The following is a 21783-nucleotide window of genomic DNA, read 5'->3' on the forward strand; positions in this document are numbered from 1 at the left end:
CCATACGAGACGGATATGAAAAACAGAAAAATAAACCAGGCCCTGCTGGCGGGTCTTGTCTTCAGCAGCCTGCTCTCCCCTGCGGCAATGGCCGCCTGCGAAGGCACCGGCCTCAGCGCCTGCCCTGCCCCCTTTGACGCCGCGCTGCCGGACACCCATAAGATGCTCACCTGGAGCCAGGCTGACCGCGTGGTGGGCTTTCGCAATGACTACCGCAACTACGCCGGGGATGTGTTCCGTCATGGCAAAACTACGCCGCTGCTGGCGGCAGAGAAACCGCTGAAAGATGCCCGCTATCAGGTGAACGGCAAGACCTACAGCCTTCAGGATTACCTTAAGCGCCAGAACGTAAGCGGTATGCTGGTATTGAAAGACGGTAAGGTCGCCTTTAAATATCTCGGCGAAGGCAACACCGACTCCACGCTCTGGACGTCGCGTTCGGTAGGTAAATCGGTCGTATCGGCGCTGGTGGGCGTTGCCCTCAAAGAGGGAAAAATTCACTCGCTCAACGACCTGGTCACGCAGTATGAACCCGACCTGAAAGGCACCGCGTGGGACGGCGTGACGCTCAAACAGCTTATCACCCACACCTCGGGCGTGGCGTGGAACGAGGACTACACCAACCCGAACTCCGATTTCGCGCAGCTCACCGAGTGCGAGGCAAAGCCAGGTACCTACGACTGCGTGCGCACGCTGGTGAAGGGACTACGCAGGGTTCACCCGGCCGGAGAGCGCTGGTCTTACTCATCGGGCGGCGCCTGGCTGCTGGGTGACGTGCTGGAGCGCGCCACCGGCATGACGCTCGCCGCGTATCTGGAGAAGAGCATCTGGCAGCCGTACGGCATGGCGAGCGACGGCGTGTGGCATGCCTACAGCAAAGGCCAGCACGACGTCGGCGCGCACGGCTTTAACGCCACGCTGGAGGACTGGGGTCGCTTCGGGGAATTTATCCTGAACAACGGCGCACTGCCGGACGGTAAGACGATCCTGCCGGATAACTGGATCCCGCAGTCGTCAGACTGGACAAAGGCGAAAGGCTCGGTATCAGACGCCCATCCAGACGGGCTGTACGGCTATCAGTGGTGGAATAACGCAGTGCCCGCCAACGCTACCGGCGTTGAGCCAGCAGCGCAGGACTCGCTGAAAGGTTCACTCTGGGCGCTGGGCATTTTTGGGCAAATGATCGTGGTGAACCAGAAGGAAAAGCTGGTTATCGTCCAGTGGTCTACCTGGCCGCAGGCGGAGCCGTCCTTTAGCGCCCAGCCGCTGGAGGCCTCTCTGATGTTCAGCGCTATTGCCAGGGCGCTGCGCTAAATGGCACCCGCCGGGTAATGAAGCGGTTACCCGGCGCTTTCTGAAGCGCCCCGCTGCGCCACATCACAAAATCGCAATATCAGAGACTTACAGAATATTGGTGAATAAAAAGCCAACAAGTTGTTAAGTTATTGTTGCCATTAATTGTATTTTCACGGTGAATGATATTCATGCAAAAAATGCATCAGCCGATGCGGCATTTGCGCTTATCTATTTCCTTGTCCTGATCCAGTTTTCAGAAACAGACGCGTAAAACGTCAACAATAAACTGGAGATAACCATGTTTTCCTCAACCTCACCTGCAACCGTACGATCTAAGGCGGGCGCGATACTTCGCGTGACGTCCGGCAACTTTCTCGAACAGTTCGATTTCTTTCTTTTCGGCTTCTATGCCACCTACATCGCCCACACGTTCTTTCCGGCGAGCAGTGAATTTGCGTCGCTAATGATGACCTTCGCCGTCTTCGGCGCGGGCTTTTTAATGCGTCCAATAGGCGCCATTGTGCTTGGCGCGTATATCGACAAGGTGGGGCGCAGAAAGGGGCTTATCGTCACGCTTTCCATCATGGCGGCGGGGACGTTCCTGATTGTGCTTATCCCCTCTTATCAAAGCATCGGTCTGTGGGCGCCGCTGCTAGTGCTGACGGGCCGTCTGCTGCAGGGCTTTTCCGCCGGGGCGGAGCTTGGCGGCGTCTCGGTCTATCTGGCTGAAATCGCCACGCCGGGCCGCAAAGGGTTTTACACCAGCTGGCAGTCCGGCAGCCAGCAGGTCGCCATTATGGTCGCTGCGGCGATGGGCTTTGCCCTGAACGCCCTGATGGAGGAGAGCGCCATTCGCGAATGGGGCTGGCGCATCCCGTTCCTGTTCGGCTGTTTAATCGTGCCGTTTATCTTCTTCCTGCGCCGCAAGCTGGAGGAGACGGAAGAGTTCAGCGCGCGCCGCCATCATCTGGAGATGCGTCAGGTCTTTAAAACGCTGCTTGGCAACTGGCAGGTCGTCGTCGCGGGCATGCTGATGGTGGCGATGACCACCACCGCGTTCTACCTGATCACCGTCTACGCCCCCACCTTTGGCAAAAAGGTGCTGATGCTCAGCGCCTCGGACAGCCTGCTGGTCACGCTGCTGGTGGCGATTTCGAACTTCATCTGGCTGCCGGTGGGCGGCGCGCTGTCGGATCGCTTCGGGCGCAAGCCGGTGCTGATTGCCATGGCCCTGCTGGCGCTGGCGACCAGCTACCCCGCCCTGACGCTGCTGGCGAGCGCCCCCAGCTTCTCCATGATGCTGAGCGTGCTGCTGTGGCTCTCCTTCCTCTACGGCCTGTACAACGGCGCGATGATCCCGGCCCTGACGGAGATTATGCCTGCTGAAGTGCGCGTGGCGGGGTTCTCTCTGGCTTACAGCCTGGCAACGGCGGTCTTTGGCGGCTTTACCCCGGTAATGTCCACCGCGCTGATTGAATACACCGGTGACAAAGCCTCGCCTGGCTACTGGATGAGTTTCGCTGCCGTGTGTGCCCTGCTGGCCACGCTCTACCTCTACCGCCGCCGCGCGGTATCGCTGCAAAACACCGTCAAGTCACAGGGGGCAGTATGAAACACACTTATCGCTTTACCGCCAGCGCGCTGGTGCTGACGCTCCTGAGCGTTAATGCCTGTGCCCAGGACGTGAAGGTCATGATTTCAGGCGGCTTCAAAGCCGCTCTTGAAAAGCTGGCCCCGGAGTATGAACGCCGGACCGGGGATAAAATCGTGATCATCCCCGGTCCCTCAATGGGCGCGACGCCGCAGGCGATCCCAAACCGACTGGCGCGCGGCGAGAAAGCCGACGTGGTGATTATGGTGGGCGATGCGCTGGAGAAGCTCGAAAAAGCCGGCCAGACCCAGCCGGGTTCGCGAACGGAACTCGCGGATTCTCCCGTTGGCATGGTGGTGAAAAAAGGGGCGGATGTCCCTGATATCAGCAGCGAGGCGGCTCTGCGTAACACGCTGCTGCAGGCCAGCTCCATCGCCTACTCTGACAGCGCCAGCGGCAGGTATGTCAGCCAGGCGTTGTTTAAAAAGCTGGGGATTGAAAAGGACGTGGCGGGCAAAGCGACAATGGTCGAGCGTATTCCGGTCGCCTCAGAAGTGGCGAAAGGAAAATACGCCGTGGGCTTCCAGCAGGTCAGCGAGCTGCTGCCGGTTCAAGGCGTCACCTTTATCGGCAAAATCCCTGATAATCTGCAGTACATCACGCGCTTCGCGGGTGCGGTCACCCGCCATGCAGAACATCCCGCGGAGGGGAAAGCCCTGCTGACCTATCTCGCTTCACCGCCTTCAAGGGCCGTCATCCAGGAGACGGGGATGCTCCCCGTTACGTCCGGCGATACTGCTCGGTGATCTGCTTTTCCAGTTCAGCCGCAATATAGGACTGGATGCGCCCCCGGCGCCGGATAAGCCCCACGGTGCGTTTCACTTCCGGCGCCACCAGCGGCAGATGCGTCAGCAGCGTGTGCTCTGACGTCGGCATCGACATGGCGGGAACGGCAGCAATGCCGATCCCCGCCTCTACCATACCGAGCATCGTGGTAACGTGGCGCGTTTCGCAGACGCTCGGGCGTTCGGGAATGATATTCCCCAGCATCCGATCGAGCAGGTTACGGTTACCTGACGTTTTATCGAGGGAGATATAATCCTGCTGGTAAAATTCCTGCCACGTCAGGTGACGCTTCTGCGCCAGCGGGTGATCCTTTCGGCACGCCGCAACATAGACATCCTCCACCAGCGGGAAAAATTCGATCTCAGACGGCAAGTTTCCTGCGAAGCAGATGCCAAAATCCGCCTGGCTTCGGGCCACGGCGTCAATCACGTTCCCCGCGCTGCTGTCGATGAGCTTAATGCGAACCCGCGGATAGCGAGACTGAAAACGGCGGATCACATCAGGCATAAAGTAGCAGGCGGCGGACGGTACCGCGGCAACCGCGATCAGCCCCGTCCGCTCTTCACTGACCTTATCGACGTCCGCCAGCATGGACTCGACGTTGTCGAGCAGCTGCGCGGAGCGTTCAGCAAAGTTTTGCCCGTAGAGCGTTAAGGCCACGCGGCGGGTAGTACGATCGAACAGCCGGTTTCCCAGCGCGGCCTCCAGCTTTTCAATCCTGCGGCTCAGCGCCGACTGGGATAAGCAGATAGATTCAGCAGCGACACGGAAGTTACCGTATTCCACTAACGCTCTGAAAGCATAAAGATCGTTAAGGTCAAAATTCACGGGCATAGCGTCTGGATGTCCTGTCAGGGAATACGCAGCAAAGTCAAAAATAATAGCCTCTTATTGACCTGCCGCAACCGCCGGGCGTTGAAATACCGATCAGAGGTCGTTGAGATGCAGGCGGATGTACCCTGCGCGATCGGCAATAGCCTGCCGCTCCTCCTCCTTCATGTCCGAAAGCTGTTTAAAGACGATGCCCAGGCGGGGATTGTGACCCAGACGCGCCTGGTTGCGCGCAAAGAAATCCCAGTAAAGGGCATTGAATGGGCACGCCAGCTCTCCGGTACGCTGATTGTGCTGATACCGGCAGCCCTGACAGTAATTACTCATCTTATGAATATATGACGCGCTCGAGACGTAGGGCTTGCTGGCCAGTAACCCGCCATCGCCAAACTGGCTCATGCCGAGGGTATTGGGCAGCTCCACCCATTCAAAGGCATCAATGTAGACCCCCAGATACCATTCATGAACCGCCTGCGGCGACAGGCCGCTGAGCAGGCTAAAGTTCCCGATGACCATCAGGCGCTGGATATGGTGGGCGTAAGCCTCGGTGAGCGACTGTCCAACGGCATGCACCAGGCAGCGCATCTGCGTCTTGCCCGTCCAGAACCAGTCCGGCAGCGGGGCGTGCTGGTCTAAAGCATTCAGCTCCCGATAGCCCGGCATCTGCGACCAGTAGATCCCACGCACGTACTCCCGCCATCCGAGAATTTGTCGGATAAACCCTTCAACGGCAGGCAGCGGCGCATGGCCCGAACGCCACGCCTGCTGGGCGGCAGCCACCACCTCCCGCGGATTCAGCATTTTGGTGTTCAGCGCGAATGAAATTAACGAGTGGAAAAGAAAAGGCTCCTCCGCGTGCATCGCATCCTGCCAGGCACCAAACTGCGGAAGCACGTGAGTGATAAAGTCATCCAGCCCGGCTTTGGCTTCCGCACGGTTGAGCGGCCAGCGAAAATCCCCGGCCTGCGGTTCGCCAAAGGTGTTTACGCCGCAGCGCTGGATCTCCGCCCATAAGGCTGAATAATCGTGGCGCGGACGCGAATCCCCCGGCGCGGGCGGCTCGCCGGACCAGCGCCTGCGGTTTTCGGCATCGAAATTCCATTTTCCCCCTTCCGGCTCGCCTTCTGACGTCAACAGTATGCCGTGCTGACGACGCATTTCCCGGTAAAAGTACTCCATTCGCCAGCTTTTGCGCGTCGCAAAAAACGCGCTCACCTGGTCACGGGTGGTGAAGAAATGCTCGCTGCTGACGCAGGCCGTTTCGACGGACGCCGTTTTCGCCCACGCCTGCAGCTGAGCATCCAGGCGCCATTCGTCGGGCTCCTGCCACGTCACCCTGTCGGCACCATAATGTTCGACAAGCGCGTTAAGATTGTCTTCCAGCGCGCCGCGGTTTGAGCCGTCAGAGAGCCGGACATACCTCACCCGGTGCCCCTTTTCCTTTAACGCAGAGGCGAACGCGCGCATGGCCGCGAAGATGGCAATCACTTTCTGAGCGTGATGAAGCACGTACGCGGTTTCCGCCCGCAGTTCCAGCATCACGTAAATGACTTTCGGATTGCAGGTATCAAACCAGCTATGGTGCGGATTAAGCTGATCGCCCAGGATCAGGCGCAGTTCGTTCAACGGTGGCTCCTGCGACAACGCTCAGAACAGTATTTGACCTCGTCCCAGCATTTCGCCCATTTCTTGCGCCACGTCATGGGCCGCTGACAGTGCACGCACGCTCGGCTGGGCAGGTCCTGCTTGTTACCTTTGAAATTGCTCATTTTTCAATACCGTACTGATTTCTTGACTGAACCTGTGGGTTAAGCCTACGACAGACTTCACAAAATGAAGGTGATACCCGCAAACCGCTACCCACCGCTACGTACGAATGATAGTTTATTCAGGCCGGAATTGTCGCAGTGAGCGATTTTCTGGCATCTTAACCAAACCTGACTTTCCCATTTTTGTTCAAGTGACGAGTTTGCGAGCAAAGCGATGATAAAGTGGCCCTGGAAAACGAATGAAGCTGGCCGGGATATGGCGATGCCATGGGATGACGCGCTGACGATCCCTGTTCTGGCTAATCTTAACCCGGATGAACAAGCGAAACTGGTTCAGCTGGCGGATCGTTTTTTACAGCAAAAACGCCTGGTTCCACTGCAGGGGTTCGAACTCGATCCCCTGAAAAACGCGCGCATCGCCCTGCTTTTTTGCCTGCCGGTGCTTGAGCTCGGCATTGAGTGGCTGGACGGTTTTCACGAAGTGCTCATCTACCCGGCACCGTTCGTGGTGGATGACGAATGGCAGGACGATATCGGGCTGGTACACAACCAGCGCGTGGTGCAGTCCGGACAAAGCTGGCAGCAAGGGCCGATCATCCTGAACTGGCTCGACATTCAGGACTCGTTCGATGCGTCCGGTTTTAATCTGATTATTCATGAAGTGGCGCACAAGCTGGATACCCGCAACGGCGATCGCGCCAGCGGCGTACCGCTGATCCCGCTTCGCGAGGTGGCGGGCTGGGAGCACGATCTGCACGCGGCGATGGATAACATCCAGGATGAAATAGATCTGGTCGGCGAAAGCGCGGCCAGCATTGACGCCTATGCGGCAACGGACCCGGCCGAATGCTTTGCGGTACTCTCGGAGTATTTCTTCAGCGCGCCGGAGCTCTTCGCGCCCCGTTTCCCGGCGCTGTGGCAGCGTTTCTGCCAGTTTTATCAGCAGGATCCCCTGCAGCGTCTGCGGCAAAATGAGGAGTCTGGCGGCCATTCCTCCCGCCAGATCCATTAAGGTTTTTCAGCAGGGGTCCGCTCGCTTGACCGTACCCCTATAGTCAACGCCAAAAACAGCAACGCCATTCCCCACGCGGCCACCGTCAAAAATTGCTCCCCGTAAAAGCGCGTCACCACGGGCACCAGCAGCGCGCTAACGCCGTAGCCTAACGTATGGCTGGTGGCGATGACGCCCGCCCCTTTCCCGGTAGTCAGCCTGTCGTTCAGCAGCAGCTGGTAACCCGGCGTGGCCATCGCCGCCCCGAGTGAAGTGATAACAATCCCCACGTAGAACAGCGTTAAACCCGCCACAGACATCAGCCCAAGCCCTGCCACCATTAACACCGCCGCGATGCAGAGCAACGTCACCGGGGTGAAATGCTGCGGGCGGACGACCAGAAACTGCGCCGCGAGCGTGGCCAGCGCGGCCAGGCTCAGCAGAAGCGCAACATGGTGGCTGATGTCCCGGGCATTGCCCTCCAGCAGGGGGCTAAGATGCGGTGACAGCCCAAGCTGCATCAGGCTCACCAGCGCCGCCAGCAGCAGCGCCAGCAGCAGGAACGGCAGCATGGAGGCCTGCAGGCGGGTCACCTGGTGCGCCACCGGCGGCAGCGGCGGGTCTGCGACTTCGCGAAGCACCAGCAGCAGGGCGATTAACGGCGCGATCGCCATCAGCCAGAGCGGCGCCACCGGGCTGACGCTGAGCATCAGCGCCGCCAGCGGCGGGCCGAGCAAACGTCCGCAGCTGAGGCCGGAGCTTATCGTCGCCAGCGCCGCCATTCTCTTCTCCAGCCCGGCACGCTGAATGGCCCACGTCTGGGCCGCAGGCACCAGCCCCGAGACCGTCAGTCCGTAGAGCAGGCGCGAGAGGATCAGCCCCGCCAGTCCCCAGACGGTATCCAGCCTCCCGGCCGCCATCGCCCAGACCACCAGCGCCATGACGGCGAAACTGGCCAGATAGCCGCTCAGCGAGGCCACCATCACGGCCTTACATCCCCGCCGCTCGCTCTGGCGTCCCCACCAGGGCGATGCCGGTAAAAAGAGCATGGATCCGAACATCAGCAGCCCGGCCCAGACCGAGAGTGACAGTCCGGTCAGGGTCACCAGCTGCGGCAGCATAACCAGCAGGCCGTTTTGCCCGATGCCTAATAAACCGGCACATAGCGCCAGGGGCCAGTTGGCTTTTGAGGTGACGTTTTCGGTCAATATTTCAGAGTCAGCGCGCATAAGAATGTGAACATAGTGTCAATAAATGTGTGGAAATCATGAAGTTTATGAAAACAAATATTGCAAAAATGGTTGCGACTGTAAACAGAATGAATATCATAACGAGAATTATTATCAATCATGGAATGAGGTACATCTATGCGTGCTCTGCCCCGCTCTGCCGGTACAGACGTTGCAGCCCAGTGTTTTTTAAACGCCCTGTTGCGCGAAACGAAGGACTGGCGCTATCTCCCCGCTGCCGCTGCGGATGCGCTATCTGAGATCCATATCCCGCTTTCCCAAACCCAGGCGCTTCGGGTTCCGGTACGCTATTTCTCTCCCACCCAGCATCATCAGTACCGTTTCCCGGCAACGCTTATTCAAAGCAACAGTGATGACGGTGACGCCGTCACATTTGACCAACTGGTTGATTTACTTCTTGAAAAACCGTCAGTAAAAGGCTCGCTGGATGCCGATACGCTGGCGCGTTTTAAGCAGCGCGTTCTCGAAAGCCATGCGCACACCTGGCAGGCAATCGATCTGCGCCACAGCTGGGCAACCCTGCGCGATAAGCCGTTGACGTTTGCCGACGCGGAACAGGCGCTGCTGGTCGGCCACGCGTTTCACCCGGCGCCAAAATCCCACGAGCCGTTCAACGAAACCGAGGCGCGTCGCTATCTGCCCGATTTTGCCTCCCGCTTCCCGCTGCGCTGGTTTGCCGTTGAGAGCACGCTCGTTGCCGGCGACAGCCTGAACGTCTCCCTGCGCGAACGTCTGCTGCGCTTCGCGGCCCAGAGCGCGCCCGAGCTGCTCGGCCACTTCACCGACACCCGCTGGCTGCTGCCGATGCATCCGTGGCAGGCCGACTATCTGCTGGAGCAGGACTGGTGCCAGCGCCTGGCGGAAAACGGTTCACTGCAGGACCTGGGTGAAACGGGCGCGCAGTGGCTGCCCACCAGCTCTTCCCGCTCGCTGTACAGCGATACCAACAGCGACATGATTAAGTTCTCCCTCAGCGTGCGCCTGACCAACTCCGTGCGCACGCTGTCGGTCAAAGAAGTTAAGCGCGGCATGCGCCTGGCGCGTCTGGCGAAAACGGAACGCTGGCAGGAACTTCAGGCACGCTACCCGACCATGCGCGTGATGCAGGAAGACGGCTGGGCGGGGCTGCGTGACGAAAGCGGCGCTGTTCAGGAAGAGAGCCTGATGGCCCTGCGCGTCAACCTGCTGTTCGATACCCCCGAAACGCAAACCAACGTGCTGGTGAGCCTGACCCAGGCCGCGCCGGACGGCGGCGACAGCCTGCTGGCCGCAGCGGTGCGCCGTCTGAGCCAGCGTCTGGAATTACCGCTCTCCCAGGCCGCCCGCTGCTGGCTGGACGCCTATTGCGACCGCGTATTACTTCCGCTGTTCAGCGCCGAGGCGGACTACGGTCTGGTCCTGCTGGCGCACCAGCAAAATATCCTCGTTGAGATGCAGCAGGATTTCCCCGTCGGGCTGATCTACCGCGACTGCCAGGGCAGCGCGTGGACCGAAGGCGCCGACGCGTGGCTGAAAGAGACGGGCGAAACGGAGGTGGAAAACCGCTTCGGTGAGAGCCAGCTGCTGCGCTACTTCCCTTATTACCTGCTGCTGAACTCTACCCTTGCCGTCACCGCCGCCCTTGCCGCCGCAGGTTTCGACAGCGAGGAGAACCTGATGTCCCGGGTGCGCGACGCGCTGACGGAACTGCGCCGCACGGCAAAGCAGACCCGCTGCCTCGACTACGTGCTCGACAGCCCAACCTGGAACTGCAAAGGCAACTTCTTCTGCTACCTGCACGATCGCAATGAAAACACCATCGCCGATCCGGCGGTGATCTATTTCGACTTTAGCAACCCGTTTTACAAGGAGAAGGCGTAATGGCAATCGCGAATATCGTCCATTCCGGCTATGGCTTTCGCTGCACCGCCACGGATCGCGCGCTGCCGCTGACGTTGGGTCTTGACGGCAGCGCGGTGCTGGAGCGTCTGAGTGGGATCCCGGACGGCTGGCTGGTCGAAGCCCTGGATCAGCTGTTTGTTGCCGCACCCGCGCTGACCGGCATTACCCTGCCCTGGTCGAGCTGGCAGGATGAACCCCAGGCGCAGGCGCTGTTTAGCCTGGCCCACGGGGACTATCTGGCACGCGAAATCTTCTGGCAGCTGCCGCTGTGGCTGAAAGGCGAACAATCACGGGCCAGCGGCGGGATGCAGTTTGATGAGAGCCGTCAGCTGTACTTCCCGCTGCGTCCTCACCGCCCGCAGGGCGAAGTGTACCGTCGGTACGATCCGCAAATTAAGCGCACCCTCAGCTTCCGCGTGGCCGACGTGGCCCTGGACGGCGAACGCTTTACCCAATGGATGAACAACCCGCGCGTGAACGCCTTCTGGGAGATGGCCGGCCCACAGGCCGAGCAGGAAAACTACCTGCGCCGCCAGCTTGACTCGACGTACTGCTACCCGGTTATCGGCTGCTTCGACGGCCAGCCGTTCGGCTATTTTGAGCTCTACTGGGCACCGGAAGACCGCATTGGCCGCCACTACCGCTGGCAGCCGTTTGACCGCGGCCTGCACATGCTGGTGGGCGAAGAGAACTGGCGCGGCGCGCAGTACATCCGCAGCTGGCTGCGCGGCCTGAGCCACTATCTGTATCTCGATGAGCCGCGCACCGCGCGCATTGTCGCCGAGCCGCGCTTCGACAACCAGCGCCTGTTCCGCCACCTTGCATCCGCCGGTTTTGAAACGATGAAAGAGTTCGACTTCCCCCACAAACGCTCGCGCCTCATCATGAGCCAGCGCCACCGCTTCTTCAGCGAGGTGGAACTGTGAACGCGCTCTGGCAGAAAGTGAACCGCGAGATGGTGGCGAAGATCCTCGCCGAGCTGGAATACGAACGCACCCTGCGCGCCGAGCCGGTTTCGTCGGACGGCTGGCGCATCACCATGGGCAACGAGTCCTGGCAGTTTCGCGCCACGCGCGGGATCTGGGGCTGGCTGCATATCGACCCGGATAGCCTTACCACCGCCAGCGGCGATGCCGTCGAAGCGGAAAGCGCGCTGCTGCAGCTGGCGACGGTGCTGGAAATGAGCGACGCGCAAACGGCAGAGCACATGGAAGATCTCTACGCCACGCTGCGCGGCGACATGCAGCTGCTGCAGGCGCGTGAAGCGCTGGACGCGGACGCGCTGATCCACCTCGACCCGGACGAATTACAGTGTCTGATGAGCGGTCACCCGAAGTTTATTTTCAACAAAGGTCGCCGCGGCTGGGGGCTGGACGCGCTCCGTCAGTACGCGCCCGAGTATCGCGGACGTTTTCGCCTGCGCTGGGTTGCCGTCCAGCGCGAGCATCTGGTCTGGAGCAGTGATGCCGATTGCGATATCAACGCTCTGCTGGCGAGCGCCATGGACAATACCGAACGCGCCCGCTTTGACGCCCGCTGGCAGACGCTGGGGCTCGACGACGGCTGGCTGCCGGTGCCGCTGCACCCGTGGCAGTGGCAGCAGAAGATCGCCATTCATTTCCTGGCGCAGCTGGCGCGCTGTGAGATGGTTGAGCTGGGGGAATTTGGCGATGAGTATCTGGCGCAGCAGTCCCTGCGCACGCTCACCAACGCCAGCCGTCGCGCGCCGTATGACATCAAGCTGCCGCTGACTATCTACAACACCTCCTGCTATCGCGGCATTCCGGGCAAGTACATTGCCGCCGGGCCGCTGGCCTCGCGCTGGCTGCAGCAGCAGTTCGCTACCGACGCCACGCTGATCCGCTCCGGTGCGCAGGTGCTTGGCGAACCCGCCGCCGGCTATCTGTCGCATCCGGGCTATGCCGCATTGCCGAAAGCGCCCTACCGCTATCAGGAGATGCTGGGGGTTATTTGGCGCGAGAATCCGTCCTGTTATTTAGAGGACGGTGAGCAGGCGGTGCTGATGGCGGCGCTGATGGAAACCGATAACGCCGGGCGCCCGCTGATCGACGCATGGATCGCACGCTCGGGGTTAAGCGCCGAATCCTGGCTGGAAAAGCTGTTTGAGGCAACGGTGATCCCGTTCTATCACCTGCTCTGCCGCTACGGAGTGGCGCTGATCGCCCACGGGCAGAACGTGACGCTGGTGATGAAGGATTATGTCCCGCAGCGCATCCTGCTGAAGGATTTCCAGGGCGATATGCGCCTGGTGGACGAGGATTTCCCGCAGGCCCAGAGTCTGCCGGAACAGGTGAAGGCCGTCACGGCGCGCCTGAGCGCGGATTACATCATCCACGATCTGCAAACCGGCAACTTTGTGACGGTGCTGCGTTTTATCTCGCGTCTCACGCTGCAAAGCGGCGTCAGCGAAACGTGGTTCTATCAGCTCCTCGCCGGGGTTCTGCACCGCTATATGGCCGCGCACCCCGAGCTTGCGGAACGCTTCGCCAAATTCGATCTCTTCAAGCCGCAGATTATTCGCGTGATCCTCAACCCGGTCAAACTGACCTTCTCCGAACACGACGGCGGCAGCCGCATGCTGCCGAACTACGTCACCGACCTAGACAACCCTCTTTTTCTGGCCTCCAGGGAGTCAGCGCAATGAAAACCTATGATTTCATCGGCATTGGTATCGGCCCTTTTAACCTCAGCGTCGCCGCGCTGGCGGAAGGGCTGGACGGCTTTAGCTCGCTGTTTCTTGAGCGTAAACCGCACTTCTCCTGGCACCCGGGAATGATGGTGCCGGACTGCCACATGCAGACCAGCTTCCTGAAGGATCTGGTCAGCGCCGTGGAGCCGACCAACCGCCACAGCTTCCTGAACTACCTGGTGCAGCGCAAAAAGTTCTACCGCTTCCTGACCACCGAGCAGCGCACCGTCTCCCGCGAGGAGTTTGCGGACTACCTGTGCTGGGCGGCAGACAACCTCACCAACCTTGCCTTCAGCCAGCAGGTGCAGCAGGTGAACTTTGATGAGAAAAGCGGCCTGTTTGAGGTGGTAACCCAACGCGATCGCTTCCTGGCGCGCCACGTCTGCGTGGGGATCGGTAAGCAGATCAACCTGCCGGACTGCGTCACGACGCAGGACGATAGCTGCTTCCATGCCAGCGAGATGATGCTGCGCACGCCTGATCTCACCGGCAAGCGCGTTACCGTCGTCGGCGGCGGCCAGAGCGGTGCCGACCTGTTCCTGAATATTTTCCGTGGCGAATGGGGCCAGCCGCTGAGCCTGAACTGGGTCTCGCGCCGCAACAACTACAACGCTCTGGATGAAGCCGCCTTTGCTAACGAGTATTTCACGCCCGAGTACGTGGACAGTTTCTCCACCCTCGGTGAAGAGGCCCGTCGTCAGATGCTGCACGAGCAGAAGATGACGTCAGACGGCATCACCACCGAGTCCCTGCTGGCGATTTACCGCGCCATGTACCACCGCTTCGAAGTGCTGCGTGAAAAACCCTGGGCGCATCTCCTGCCGTCCCGCTCGGTGACGTCCCTGACGCGCCAGGAAAACGGACATCGTCTGAGCATTCAGCATCACCTCGACGGTGGCCGCGATCAGCTGGAGAGCGACGTGGTGATTTTCGCCACCGGCTACCGCGCCGTGCAGCCTGCGTTCCTCGCGCCGCTGTCTCACCGCCTGCATCTGGATACGGACGAAGCCTTCTGCATTAACAACGATTTCACCCTCGAATGGGACGGCCCGCAGAGCAACCGCCTGTTCGCCGTGAATGCCGGGATGCACCGTCTCGGCATTGCCGAACCCCAGCTCAGCCTGATGGCCTGGCGCGCGGCGCGCATTCTGAATCGCGCGCATGCCGACGAGCCGTTTGAGCTGGCCACCACCCCTGGCGTTATCCACTGGCGAAGCACCACCAGCCCGGAGAACAGTCAGGTTTTTAAATCATTAGCAAAAACCACCGAGTACTGACACACACAATCAGGGTCAACATAACAATGAAACGTTCTCATCTTTGGGTTTTAAATCCTTGCTTGCTTGCAATGCTTTCTACCTCTGCGTGGGCGGAAGAACAAAAGGAAGAAAATATCGTTGTCTCCGCCAGCCGCGCGCACCGCAGCGTGGCGGAGATGGCGCAGACGACCTGGGTCATTGAGCGGGCTGAAATTGAGCAGCAGGTTCAGGGCGGGAAAGAGATTAAAGAGGTGCTGGCGCAGCTGATCCCGGGCATGGACGTCAGCAGCCAGGGACGTACCAACTACGGCATGAACCTGCGCGGCCGCTCCATGATGGTGATGGTGGACGGCGTGCGCCTGAACTCATCGCGCAGCGACAGCCGCCAGCTCGACTCCATCGATCCGTTCAACATTGACCGTATTGAAGTGATCTCCGGCGCCACCTCGCTTTACGGCGGCGGCAGCACCGGCGGCCTGGTGAACATCGTCACCAAAAAGGGCCAGCCGGAAACCGAAGTTGAGTTCCAGACCGGAGCAAAAAGCGGCTTTAACAGCCACAACGATCACGATGAGAACGTGTCGGCAGCCGTAAGCGGCGGCAACGACAACGCCTCCGGTCGTCTGTCGGTATCGTATCAGCGCTACGGCGGCTGGTATGACGGCAACGGCGACGAGGTGATTATTGATAACACCCAGACCGGCCTCCAGTATTCCGACCGTATTGATGTGATGGGAACCGGCACCATTAACATCGACGATCATCAGCAGCTGCAACTGACGACGCAGTACTACAAGAGCGAGTCCGACGGCAAGCACGGGCTGTATCTCGGGAAGAACTTCTCGGCGGTAACGGGGGATGCGACCGCGTACAATAAAGGTAATCTCGATTCTGACCGCGTACCGGGTACCGAGCGCCATCTGATTAACCTGCAGTATTCCAATACCGACTTCTGGGGCCAGGATCTGGTCGCGCAAATTTACTATCGCGACGAGAGCCTGACCTATTATCCGTTCCCGACCCTGACCAAAGGCGTGGTGAGCAGCATCGGCGCGTCCCAGCAGAAAACTGATTTTTACGGCGGCAAGCTGACGCTTAACAGCAAGCCGGTGGACGATTTAACGCTGACCTGGGGTGTGGATGCCGACCACGAAACCTTCGACGCCAACCAGCAGTTCTTTAACCTGAGCAAAGCCGCGGCGAGCGGCGGCATGGAGCTGGACAACGCCTACAACGTGGGCCGTTATCCGGGCTACAGCATCACCAACCTCGCCCCGTTCCTGCAGGCAAGTTACGACATTGACGCCATTACCCTGAGCGGCGGCGTGCGTTATCAGTACACCGAAAACAAGGTGGATGACTTTGTTGGTTACGCCCAGCAGCAGGCCATCGCCACCGGGAAAGCCACCTCCGCAGACGCGGTACCGGGCGGGAAAACCGACTACAACAACTTCCTGTTTAACGCCGGGATCCTCGGTCGCCTGACCGAACAGCAGCAGGTGTGGTTTAACTTCTCCCAGGGCTTCGAAATACCGGACCTGGCGAAGTACTACGGCTCGGGCACCTATCAGCTCGTCGACGGTCACTATCGCCTGCTCAACAGCGTGAACGTGAACGATTCGACGCTGGACGGTATCAAGGTCAACGCTTATGAGCTGGGCTGGCGCTACACCGGCGATAACCTGCGCACGCAGGTCGCGGCGTATTACTCGCTCTCGGATAAGACCATCACCATCAACAAGACGGATATGACCATCAACCTGGAAGACGACAAGCGTCGTATCTACGGGGTGGAAGGTCAGGTGGACTATTTCTTCACCGACAGCGACTGGAGCACCGGCGCGAACTTTAACGCCATTAAGTCTGAAACCCGCGAAAACGGCAAATGGGAGAAGCTGACGGTCGACAGCGCCAGCCCGTCGAAAGCCAGCGCATGGGTCAACTGGGCGCCGGGCGACTGGACCCTGCGCGTGCAGAGCACGCAGACCTTTGACGTTTCAGACTCCGACGGCAAGAAGATTGATGGCTATAACACGGTCGACTTCCTGGGCAGCTACGCCCTGCCGGTGGGCAAAGTCAGCTTCAGCGTGGAAAACCTGCTGGACAAAGACTACACCACCGCCTGGGGCCATCGCGCGCCGGGGCTGTATAGCCCAACCTACGGTGCACCGGGCCTGTATACCTATAAAGGCCGCGGACGTACGTTTGGCCTGAACTACTCCGTACTGTTCTGATCCTGCGCGCCGCCTGCGGGCGGCGCTTTTTGCTGTGTAATTTCAACGCAAATTTGCCATAAAATCAGCGATTTGCTGAAATTGTCGGCAAACGAACGAAAAGTGCGTTTTCCCCCTTTGACAAGGCGTACCGAGGTCGCTACTATGCGTCTCGTTCACACGATTCCTCTGTAGTTCAGTCGGTAGAACGGCGGACTGTTAATCCGTATGTCACTGGTTCGAGTCCAGTCAGAGGAGCCAAATTTGAAAAGCCTGCTTTTACAGCAGGCTTTTTGCTTTTCAGCAGATCTGATGTTAACTCAGAATCGCATCCAGCCTGGCAAGCACCTCATTTACAACGGCGTCAGGTATACGTTCCAGCCGCATGCCGTTCCGGGCAGCCATATCAATGGTTCTTGGCTGGTCGCAGCGAATTACGCCCGTTGTTTTTGTCCCCGCCCCTTCCAGTGAAACGGTGAAACCTGCCGTGCGAGCAAAGTTTCCGCCGCTGGTGACGGGAACCACTACCGGTAGCCGGGTCAGCTTGTTAAACGATGCCTTCGATATGATGAGTACCGGACGTTTTCCACTTTGCTCGTGACCAGCAATCGGATCCAGTGAAACAAGCCAAATTTCCCCTCTGTCCATTTACAGGATCTCCTTGCCCACCGCAGGCGCATCAATCCATTCCCGATCCTCTTCGCTTATTTCAGCGTGCGGATCGCACTGCGCCAGCAGTTCCTCAAGCGAATAATGAGGCCGTTTCTGGGGTTCGATAATCAGGCAGCCATTATTAATGGTCATGCCGACTTCGCTGTCCGTCGAGAGTTCCAGCGTTTTCAGCACGGCGGGAGGAACCGCCAGCATGATGGACCCACCGACTTTTTTAAGACGAGTTGTATACATAGCGCACCTCCAAATATTATATTTTAATATAACATTCAGGACAGGCGGTGCGCAATTATTCATCAGATTCATGGTGATTTCCTTTTCGTAATTAAGTCTGAATAAATCCGTTATCCATCGGAGGACAGCGCAGGTGGGACGGTGTGCGTAACTAAGAAGGCTGATAATAGAAAACTGTTTTTGCGGTTCAAAGGATTATGGCGGATAGGATAAACGAAATGCGAGGCGGCTTCCGGATCGGAGCTGCGCCCGCTGTATTGTCTTTTGACCGTCGGAAAGACCCGTAACGCTTAGGGCAGCCTGGCAATCACCTTAATCTCAAACTGGAATCCGTACAGCCACGCCACGCCAATCCCGGTCAACGTCGGGTAAGGCGCTTCCCCCCAATATTCTGACAGGATACGCCAGACAGCGTCGAGGTTTGACTCGGGATCGACGACAAAGAGGGTAACGTCAACCACGTCATCGAACGTGCAGCCCGCAGCCGTGAGGACAGCATTAAGGTTATCGAATGCCAGCCGGATCTGCGCGTTGAGATCCTCTTCAGGCGAACCATCCTCCCGGCTACCAACCTGCCCCGAAACAAACAGGAACCCGTTAGATTTGATGGCGGGTGAATAGCGATTGCGCTCATAGAGCGCCTGCCGTCCGAAGGGAAATACCGCTTCGCGTGTTGTCATGTTTGTACCTTTGTAATGGGGCGAAACCTGCCCTGTGAACATAAAGACACTTTACAGGTGCCATCCCGGGCGGATAAACAAGCGACTTTGTCCATCATTGTTTGTAAAATCCAAACAATCGGTGAAAAGAGAGGACAAGGGATGGATCGTTTCGATGCGATGCGCGCCTTTGCTCGCGTGGTGGAGGCAGGCAGCTTCACAAAGGCTGCCCAAACGCTTCATATGAGCAAAACCACGGTGACGCAGCTTATTCAGCAACTGGAAGCGCGCCTGCGCGTCAGGCTGCTCCATCGCACCACCCGCAGGCTCGGCGTCACTCCCGATGGCGCGGTCTACTACGAGCGCGTCATCCGCCTGCTGGCGGACATGGAGGATGCTGAAAACAGCCTGTCCAGTTCGGCGATGACGCCCAGGGGACGGCTACGGGTAGATGTGCCCTCTCCTCTCGCCCGCCTTGTGCTGGTGCCCGCGCTACCGGCTTTTCACGCGCGCTACCCTGATATCCAGTTCGACATGGGCGTGAGTGACCGGGTGGTAGATCTGATCGGCGACAACGTAGATTGCGTCCTGCGCGGCGGTGAAATCAACGACCAGTCCCTGATCGCACGCCATGTTGGCGACTTGCAAATCGGTGTTTACGTCGCACCGAGTTATGTAGAACGCCTCGGCGCCCCTGCGCATCCGAGAGAACTGGAAAACACGGACCATCGCAGAGTGGGATTCTTGTCCTCACGCACCGGTAAGATTGATCCTCTGGTACTGCGCTGTGAGAGTGAACATATTGAAATCACGGGAAACTATGTGCTTGCCGTGGATGATGGCAATGCTTACCTCGAAGCTGGGTTAGCCGGGTTAGGCGTGATTGCGCTGCCGGTCTATATGGCGGCAGCACATCAGGCTTGTGGCGCCTTAATTCCGCTATTTGAACAATGGCGTATTAAGCCAATGCCCCTGTACCTGGCATTTCCGCCTAACCGCCATGTCAACGCCAGACTGCGCGTTTTTATTGACTGGATCGTTGAGTTGATGCAGCAGCATGTCCCCACTACTTACAACAAGTGACGACATCCCTGCACCCTGATTCGGTCAGCGCAGCGCCACCGGGCAAACCCGCACCTAAATCTGATAATCAATCGCCACTTCTTCCGGCTCCATCACCTGGCGTTTAATCTCGTCCACCGACAGCCCGGCATTGCAGAGCTCGATAAAGCGCCAGACATAGTTGCGCTGCAGCTGCCCGCGCTTCAGGCCAAGCCATACGGTGTTGGCGTCAAACAGGTGACGGGTATCAAGACGCACCAGGTTCCCGTCCTCGCGTTCTCCGCTGGACTGTTCCGCCACCAGGCCAATGCCCAGACCCAGCTCGACGTAGGTTTTGATCACATCAGAATCCTGCGCGCTCAGCACCACGTCCGGCGTGAGCCCTTTGCGGTTGAAGGCCTCGTCTATGCGCGAACGTCCGGTGATCCCCTGGCGGTATGTGATCAGCGGCCATTTCGCAACGTCTTCCAGCGTCAGAGGGGAAACCTGATTCAGCGGATGATCGACCGGGAGTAATAAGCTGTGGTACCAGCGGAACCAGGGGAAGGCCACCAGCAGCGGGTCGTTGCTCAGACGCTCGCTGGCGATGCCGATATCCGCCCCACCGTTTTGCAGCAGCACTTCAATTTCCTGCGGCGTGCCCTGGATGAGCTCCAGACGAACGTCAGGGAAAAGTTCGCGGAACGCTTTAATCACCGGCGGCAGGCTGTAGCGCGCCTGGGTGTGGGTGGTGGCGATGGTGAGGACGCCCGAGGCGTCATTGGTGAAGAGATCCGCCAGACGACGCACGTTGCTGGCCTCGTTGAGGATCCGCTCTGCGATGGTGAGCAAAGCCTTACCCGGCTCCGTCATGCCGAGCAGCCGCTTGCCGCGACGGATAAAGATCTCTATGCCCAGCTCCTCTTCCAGCTCGCGGATATGGCGGCTGACGCCGGACTGAGAGGTATAAAGCATATTGGCGACCTCGGTCAGGTTGTAGTCCCGCCTGGCCGCCTCACGGATAATTTTAAGTTGCTGGAAATTCACGATTCACTCCGGCGCATCTGACATAGCTCTATTGTTAGAGTCAGCCGCGCTGCAGAACAAATAATAAAAACCAGCATCTTATGCTTTTATGGAATATCAGCTCACGAGCTGGAGTTCACGGTTCTCAAGCGACGGCTTGCTGACCAGCGACATCAAGATCTCTTTTACCGCCTGCGCCTGCGGCGACAGCGAACCGCGCGCAGACATGTTCAGCGACAGCGGCAGGCTCATTGACGGCGTGGTGATGCGCGCCATCCAGCCGTTTGCCGCACTGCACAGCGAGCGAGCTGCGGATTCCGGTAGAACCGTCACACCCATTCCGCTGGCAATGGCCGCGGTGAGCGTGGAGATCGAGTCAATTTCACCGATGATTTTGGCCGTCAGGCGGCGCAGGGAGAACGCTTCGTCCACGCGCACGCGCACGGCGCTGTAGTCGCGCGGCAGATAGAGGTTCATTTCTGCCACCGCGGTAAGGTCTACGCTCTGACCCGGGCAGTCGCGGGTGCCCACGAGGTAGAGATCTTCTTTCAGCAGCGGCTGGCTGGTGATGCCGGCGACCGGGGAGCGATCGTAAAGGACCGCCATATCCAGCTGGCCGTTGAGCAGTTTGTCATTCAGAACGGAACCGCTGTTTTCATGCAGGTAGACCAGCACTTCAGGCAGCTCAGCGCGAACGGCCTGCAGCAGCGGCATGGTGATAGACGATGCCGCGGTTCCTGGCGCTAAACCAATGGAAACGTGCCCGCTCAGGGTCTGGCCGACATTGTTCACCGCCAGCTGCGCCTGTTCACACTGACGCAGAATAGTGCGGGCATGGGTATACAAAATTTTGCCTGCTTCCGTTGGCGTGACGCCGCGCTTGGTGCGGATCAGTAATTGCTGATCCATCTCGCCTTCCAGAGTAGCCACCTGCTGGCTCAGCGCAGGCTGCGCGATATGCAGCACTTCTGCTGCTTGAGTCAGGCTGCCGATATCGACGATTTTTACGAAGTATTTCAGTCGTCTTAAGTTCATTTTGCCCCCTGTTCGAAATGCTTTGCCGTAACCGGCTGTCGTTGTTAAACAGGTTTTGCAATATGAATGCCACTTTTACCAGGCGGTCTAAATTGTCCGCTAAGCGCCTGAAAATAAGGAAACCTAATCATGGAGGGGGGTTTTATTACCGAAACAGCAGTTTATGATCTGCCCCATTAGAGGTATACCCGCACCATGACGGTGCATTCCGCTGCCAAAAACGTCACTTTGCCGATTTTGTCAGCAAACGATCAAAAGGCGTTGATCCACCCTTTGACAAGGCGAACGCAGGTCGATAATATGCGCCCCGTTCACACGATTCCTCTGTAGTTCAGTCGGTAGAACGGCGGACTGTTAATCCGTATGTCACTGGTTCGAGTCCAGTCAGAGGAGCCAAATTTGAAAAGCCTGCTTTTAAAGCAGGCTTTTTGCTTTTCTGCGGCGGGTAAAATTGTCGGGTGGCGGCTTCGCCTTACCCG

General features: G+C 58.8%; 19 protein-coding genes and 2 tRNA genes. 12 read left to right on the forward strand and 9 right to left on the reverse strand.

What is annotated here, in order from left to right:
* The first annotated feature begins 15 nt into the window (after window positions 1-15).
* The 3 genes from L370_RS01560 to L370_RS01550 all read left to right on the forward strand — a co-directional run bounded on the left by L370_RS01560 (window position 16) and on the right by L370_RS01550 (window position 3693).
* Window positions 16-1314: a serine hydrolase domain-containing protein gene (locus L370_RS01560; protein ID WP_023336203.1), complete on the forward strand. Its 1299-nt coding sequence runs from the start codon at window positions 16-18 to the stop codon at window positions 1312-1314.
* Window positions 1315-1594: 280 nt separating this feature from the next.
* Complete coding sequence (locus L370_RS01555) at window positions 1595-2908, forward strand: MFS transporter (protein WP_023336204.1); 1314 nt, start codon at window positions 1595-1597, stop codon at window positions 2906-2908.
* Window positions 2905-3693 carry a substrate-binding domain-containing protein gene (locus tag L370_RS01550; RefSeq protein WP_023336205.1) on the forward strand — a complete coding sequence of 263 codons (789 nt, stop codon included), beginning with the start codon at window positions 2905-2907 and terminating at the stop codon, window positions 3691-3693. Before L370_RS01555 ends, L370_RS01550 begins: the two co-directional genes overlap by 4 nt.
* Here the strand turns inward: L370_RS01550 and L370_RS01545 are convergent.
* The 3 genes from L370_RS01545 to L370_RS23090 form a co-directional block, all read right to left on the reverse strand.
* Window positions 3668-4567, reverse strand: coding sequence for an L-proline-binding transcription factor PsrA (locus L370_RS01545; RefSeq protein WP_023336206.1), 900 nt, complete (start codon window positions 4565-4567; stop codon window positions 3668-3670). The two genes, L370_RS01550 and L370_RS01545, sit on opposite strands and share 26 nt — an antisense overlap.
* Before the next feature lie 93 nt (window positions 4568-4660).
* Complete coding sequence (locus L370_RS01540; RefSeq protein WP_023336207.1) at window positions 4661-6190, reverse strand: cryptochrome/photolyase family protein; 1530 nt, start codon at window positions 6188-6190, stop codon at window positions 4661-4663.
* Window positions 6187-6333 carry a DUF2256 domain-containing protein gene (locus tag L370_RS23090; protein WP_071787470.1) on the reverse strand — a complete coding sequence of 49 codons (147 nt, stop codon included), beginning with the start codon at window positions 6331-6333 and terminating at the stop codon, window positions 6187-6189. The genes L370_RS01540 and L370_RS23090 overlap by 4 nt, the downstream gene beginning before the upstream one ends.
* Window positions 6334-6547: 214 nt before the next feature.
* Here L370_RS23090 and mtfA point away from each other — a divergent pair, with 214 nt between their 5' ends.
* Window positions 6548-7345, forward strand: coding sequence for a DgsA anti-repressor MtfA (mtfA, locus tag L370_RS01535; RefSeq protein ID WP_023336208.1), 798 nt, complete (start codon window positions 6548-6550; stop codon window positions 7343-7345).
* Here mtfA and L370_RS01530 read toward each other — a convergent pair.
* Entirely contained in the window at window positions 7342-8553 is a 1212-nt protein-coding gene (locus tag L370_RS01530; RefSeq protein WP_023336209.1) for an MFS transporter, read from the reverse strand. The two genes, mtfA and L370_RS01530, sit on opposite strands and share 4 nt — an antisense overlap.
* A gap of 138 nt (window positions 8554-8691) precedes the next feature.
* On the opposite strand from L370_RS01530, the gene L370_RS01525 reads away from it, so the two are divergent.
* The 6 genes from L370_RS01525 (at window position 8692) to L370_RS01500 (ending at window position 16898) form a co-directional block, all read left to right on the forward strand.
* On the forward strand, window positions 8692-10434 hold the full coding sequence (locus L370_RS01525; RefSeq protein ID WP_023336210.1) for an IucA/IucC family protein: 1743 nt from the start codon (window positions 8692-8694) through the stop codon (window positions 10432-10434).
* Window positions 10434-11381 (forward strand): GNAT family N-acetyltransferase, encoded by a 948-nt coding sequence (locus L370_RS01520; protein ID WP_023336211.1) that lies wholly within the window; start codon window positions 10434-10436, stop codon window positions 11379-11381. The genes L370_RS01525 and L370_RS01520 overlap by 1 nt, the downstream gene beginning before the upstream one ends.
* A complete protein-coding gene (gene iucC / locus L370_RS01515) occupies window positions 11378-13120 on the forward strand; it encodes an IucA/IucC family protein (protein ID WP_023336212.1) in 1743 nt (580 codons plus the stop codon). Before L370_RS01520 ends, iucC begins: the two co-directional genes overlap by 4 nt.
* Window positions 13117-14442, forward strand: coding sequence for a lysine N(6)-hydroxylase/L-ornithine N(5)-oxygenase family protein (locus L370_RS01510; RefSeq protein WP_023336213.1), 1326 nt, complete (start codon window positions 13117-13119; stop codon window positions 14440-14442). The genes iucC and L370_RS01510 overlap by 4 nt, the downstream gene beginning before the upstream one ends.
* Before the next feature lie 26 nt (window positions 14443-14468).
* A complete protein-coding gene (locus L370_RS01505) occupies window positions 14469-16658 on the forward strand; it encodes a TonB-dependent siderophore receptor (protein WP_023336214.1) in 2190 nt (729 codons plus the stop codon).
* Between the two features lie 164 nt (window positions 16659-16822).
* Window positions 16823-16898, forward strand: a tRNA-Asn gene (locus L370_RS01500).
* A 54-nt stretch (window positions 16899-16952) separates the two neighbouring features.
* Here L370_RS01500 and L370_RS01495 read toward each other — a convergent pair.
* The 3 genes from L370_RS01495 to L370_RS01485 form a co-directional block, all read right to left on the reverse strand.
* Window positions 16953-17285, reverse strand: coding sequence for a type II toxin-antitoxin system PemK/MazF family toxin (locus tag L370_RS01495; RefSeq protein ID WP_023336215.1), 333 nt, complete (start codon window positions 17283-17285; stop codon window positions 16953-16955).
* Window positions 17286-17543 (reverse strand): AbrB/MazE/SpoVT family DNA-binding domain-containing protein, encoded by a 258-nt coding sequence (locus tag L370_RS01490; protein WP_023336216.1) that lies wholly within the window; start codon window positions 17541-17543, stop codon window positions 17286-17288.
* Between the two features lie 290 nt (window positions 17544-17833).
* Window positions 17834-18223 (reverse strand): RidA family protein, encoded by a 390-nt coding sequence (locus L370_RS01485; protein ID WP_023336217.1) that lies wholly within the window; start codon window positions 18221-18223, stop codon window positions 17834-17836.
* A gap of 141 nt (window positions 18224-18364) precedes the next feature.
* On the opposite strand from L370_RS01485, the gene L370_RS01480 reads away from it, so the two are divergent.
* Complete coding sequence (locus L370_RS01480) at window positions 18365-19285, forward strand: LysR family transcriptional regulator (RefSeq protein ID WP_023336218.1); 921 nt, start codon at window positions 18365-18367, stop codon at window positions 19283-19285.
* Window positions 19286-19339: 54 nt separating this feature from the next.
* Here L370_RS01480 and cbl read toward each other — a convergent pair whose 3' ends face one another.
* A complete protein-coding gene (gene cbl, locus L370_RS01475) occupies window positions 19340-20290 on the reverse strand; it encodes an HTH-type transcriptional regulator Cbl (protein ID WP_023336219.1) in 951 nt (316 codons plus the stop codon).
* Window positions 20291-20386: 96 nt separating this feature from the next.
* Complete coding sequence (nac, locus tag L370_RS01470; protein WP_008499475.1) at window positions 20387-21304, reverse strand: nitrogen assimilation transcriptional regulator NAC; 918 nt, start codon at window positions 21302-21304, stop codon at window positions 20387-20389.
* Window positions 21305-21624: 320 nt separating this feature from the next.
* Here nac and L370_RS01465 point away from each other — a divergent pair.
* A tRNA-Asn gene (locus L370_RS01465) sits at window positions 21625-21700 on the forward strand.
* Window positions 21701-21783: the final 83 nt, after the last annotated feature.

This window comes from Enterobacter sp. MGH 24 (assembly GCF_000493015.1).
Taxonomy (GTDB): domain Bacteria; phylum Pseudomonadota; class Gammaproteobacteria; order Enterobacterales; family Enterobacteriaceae; genus Enterobacter.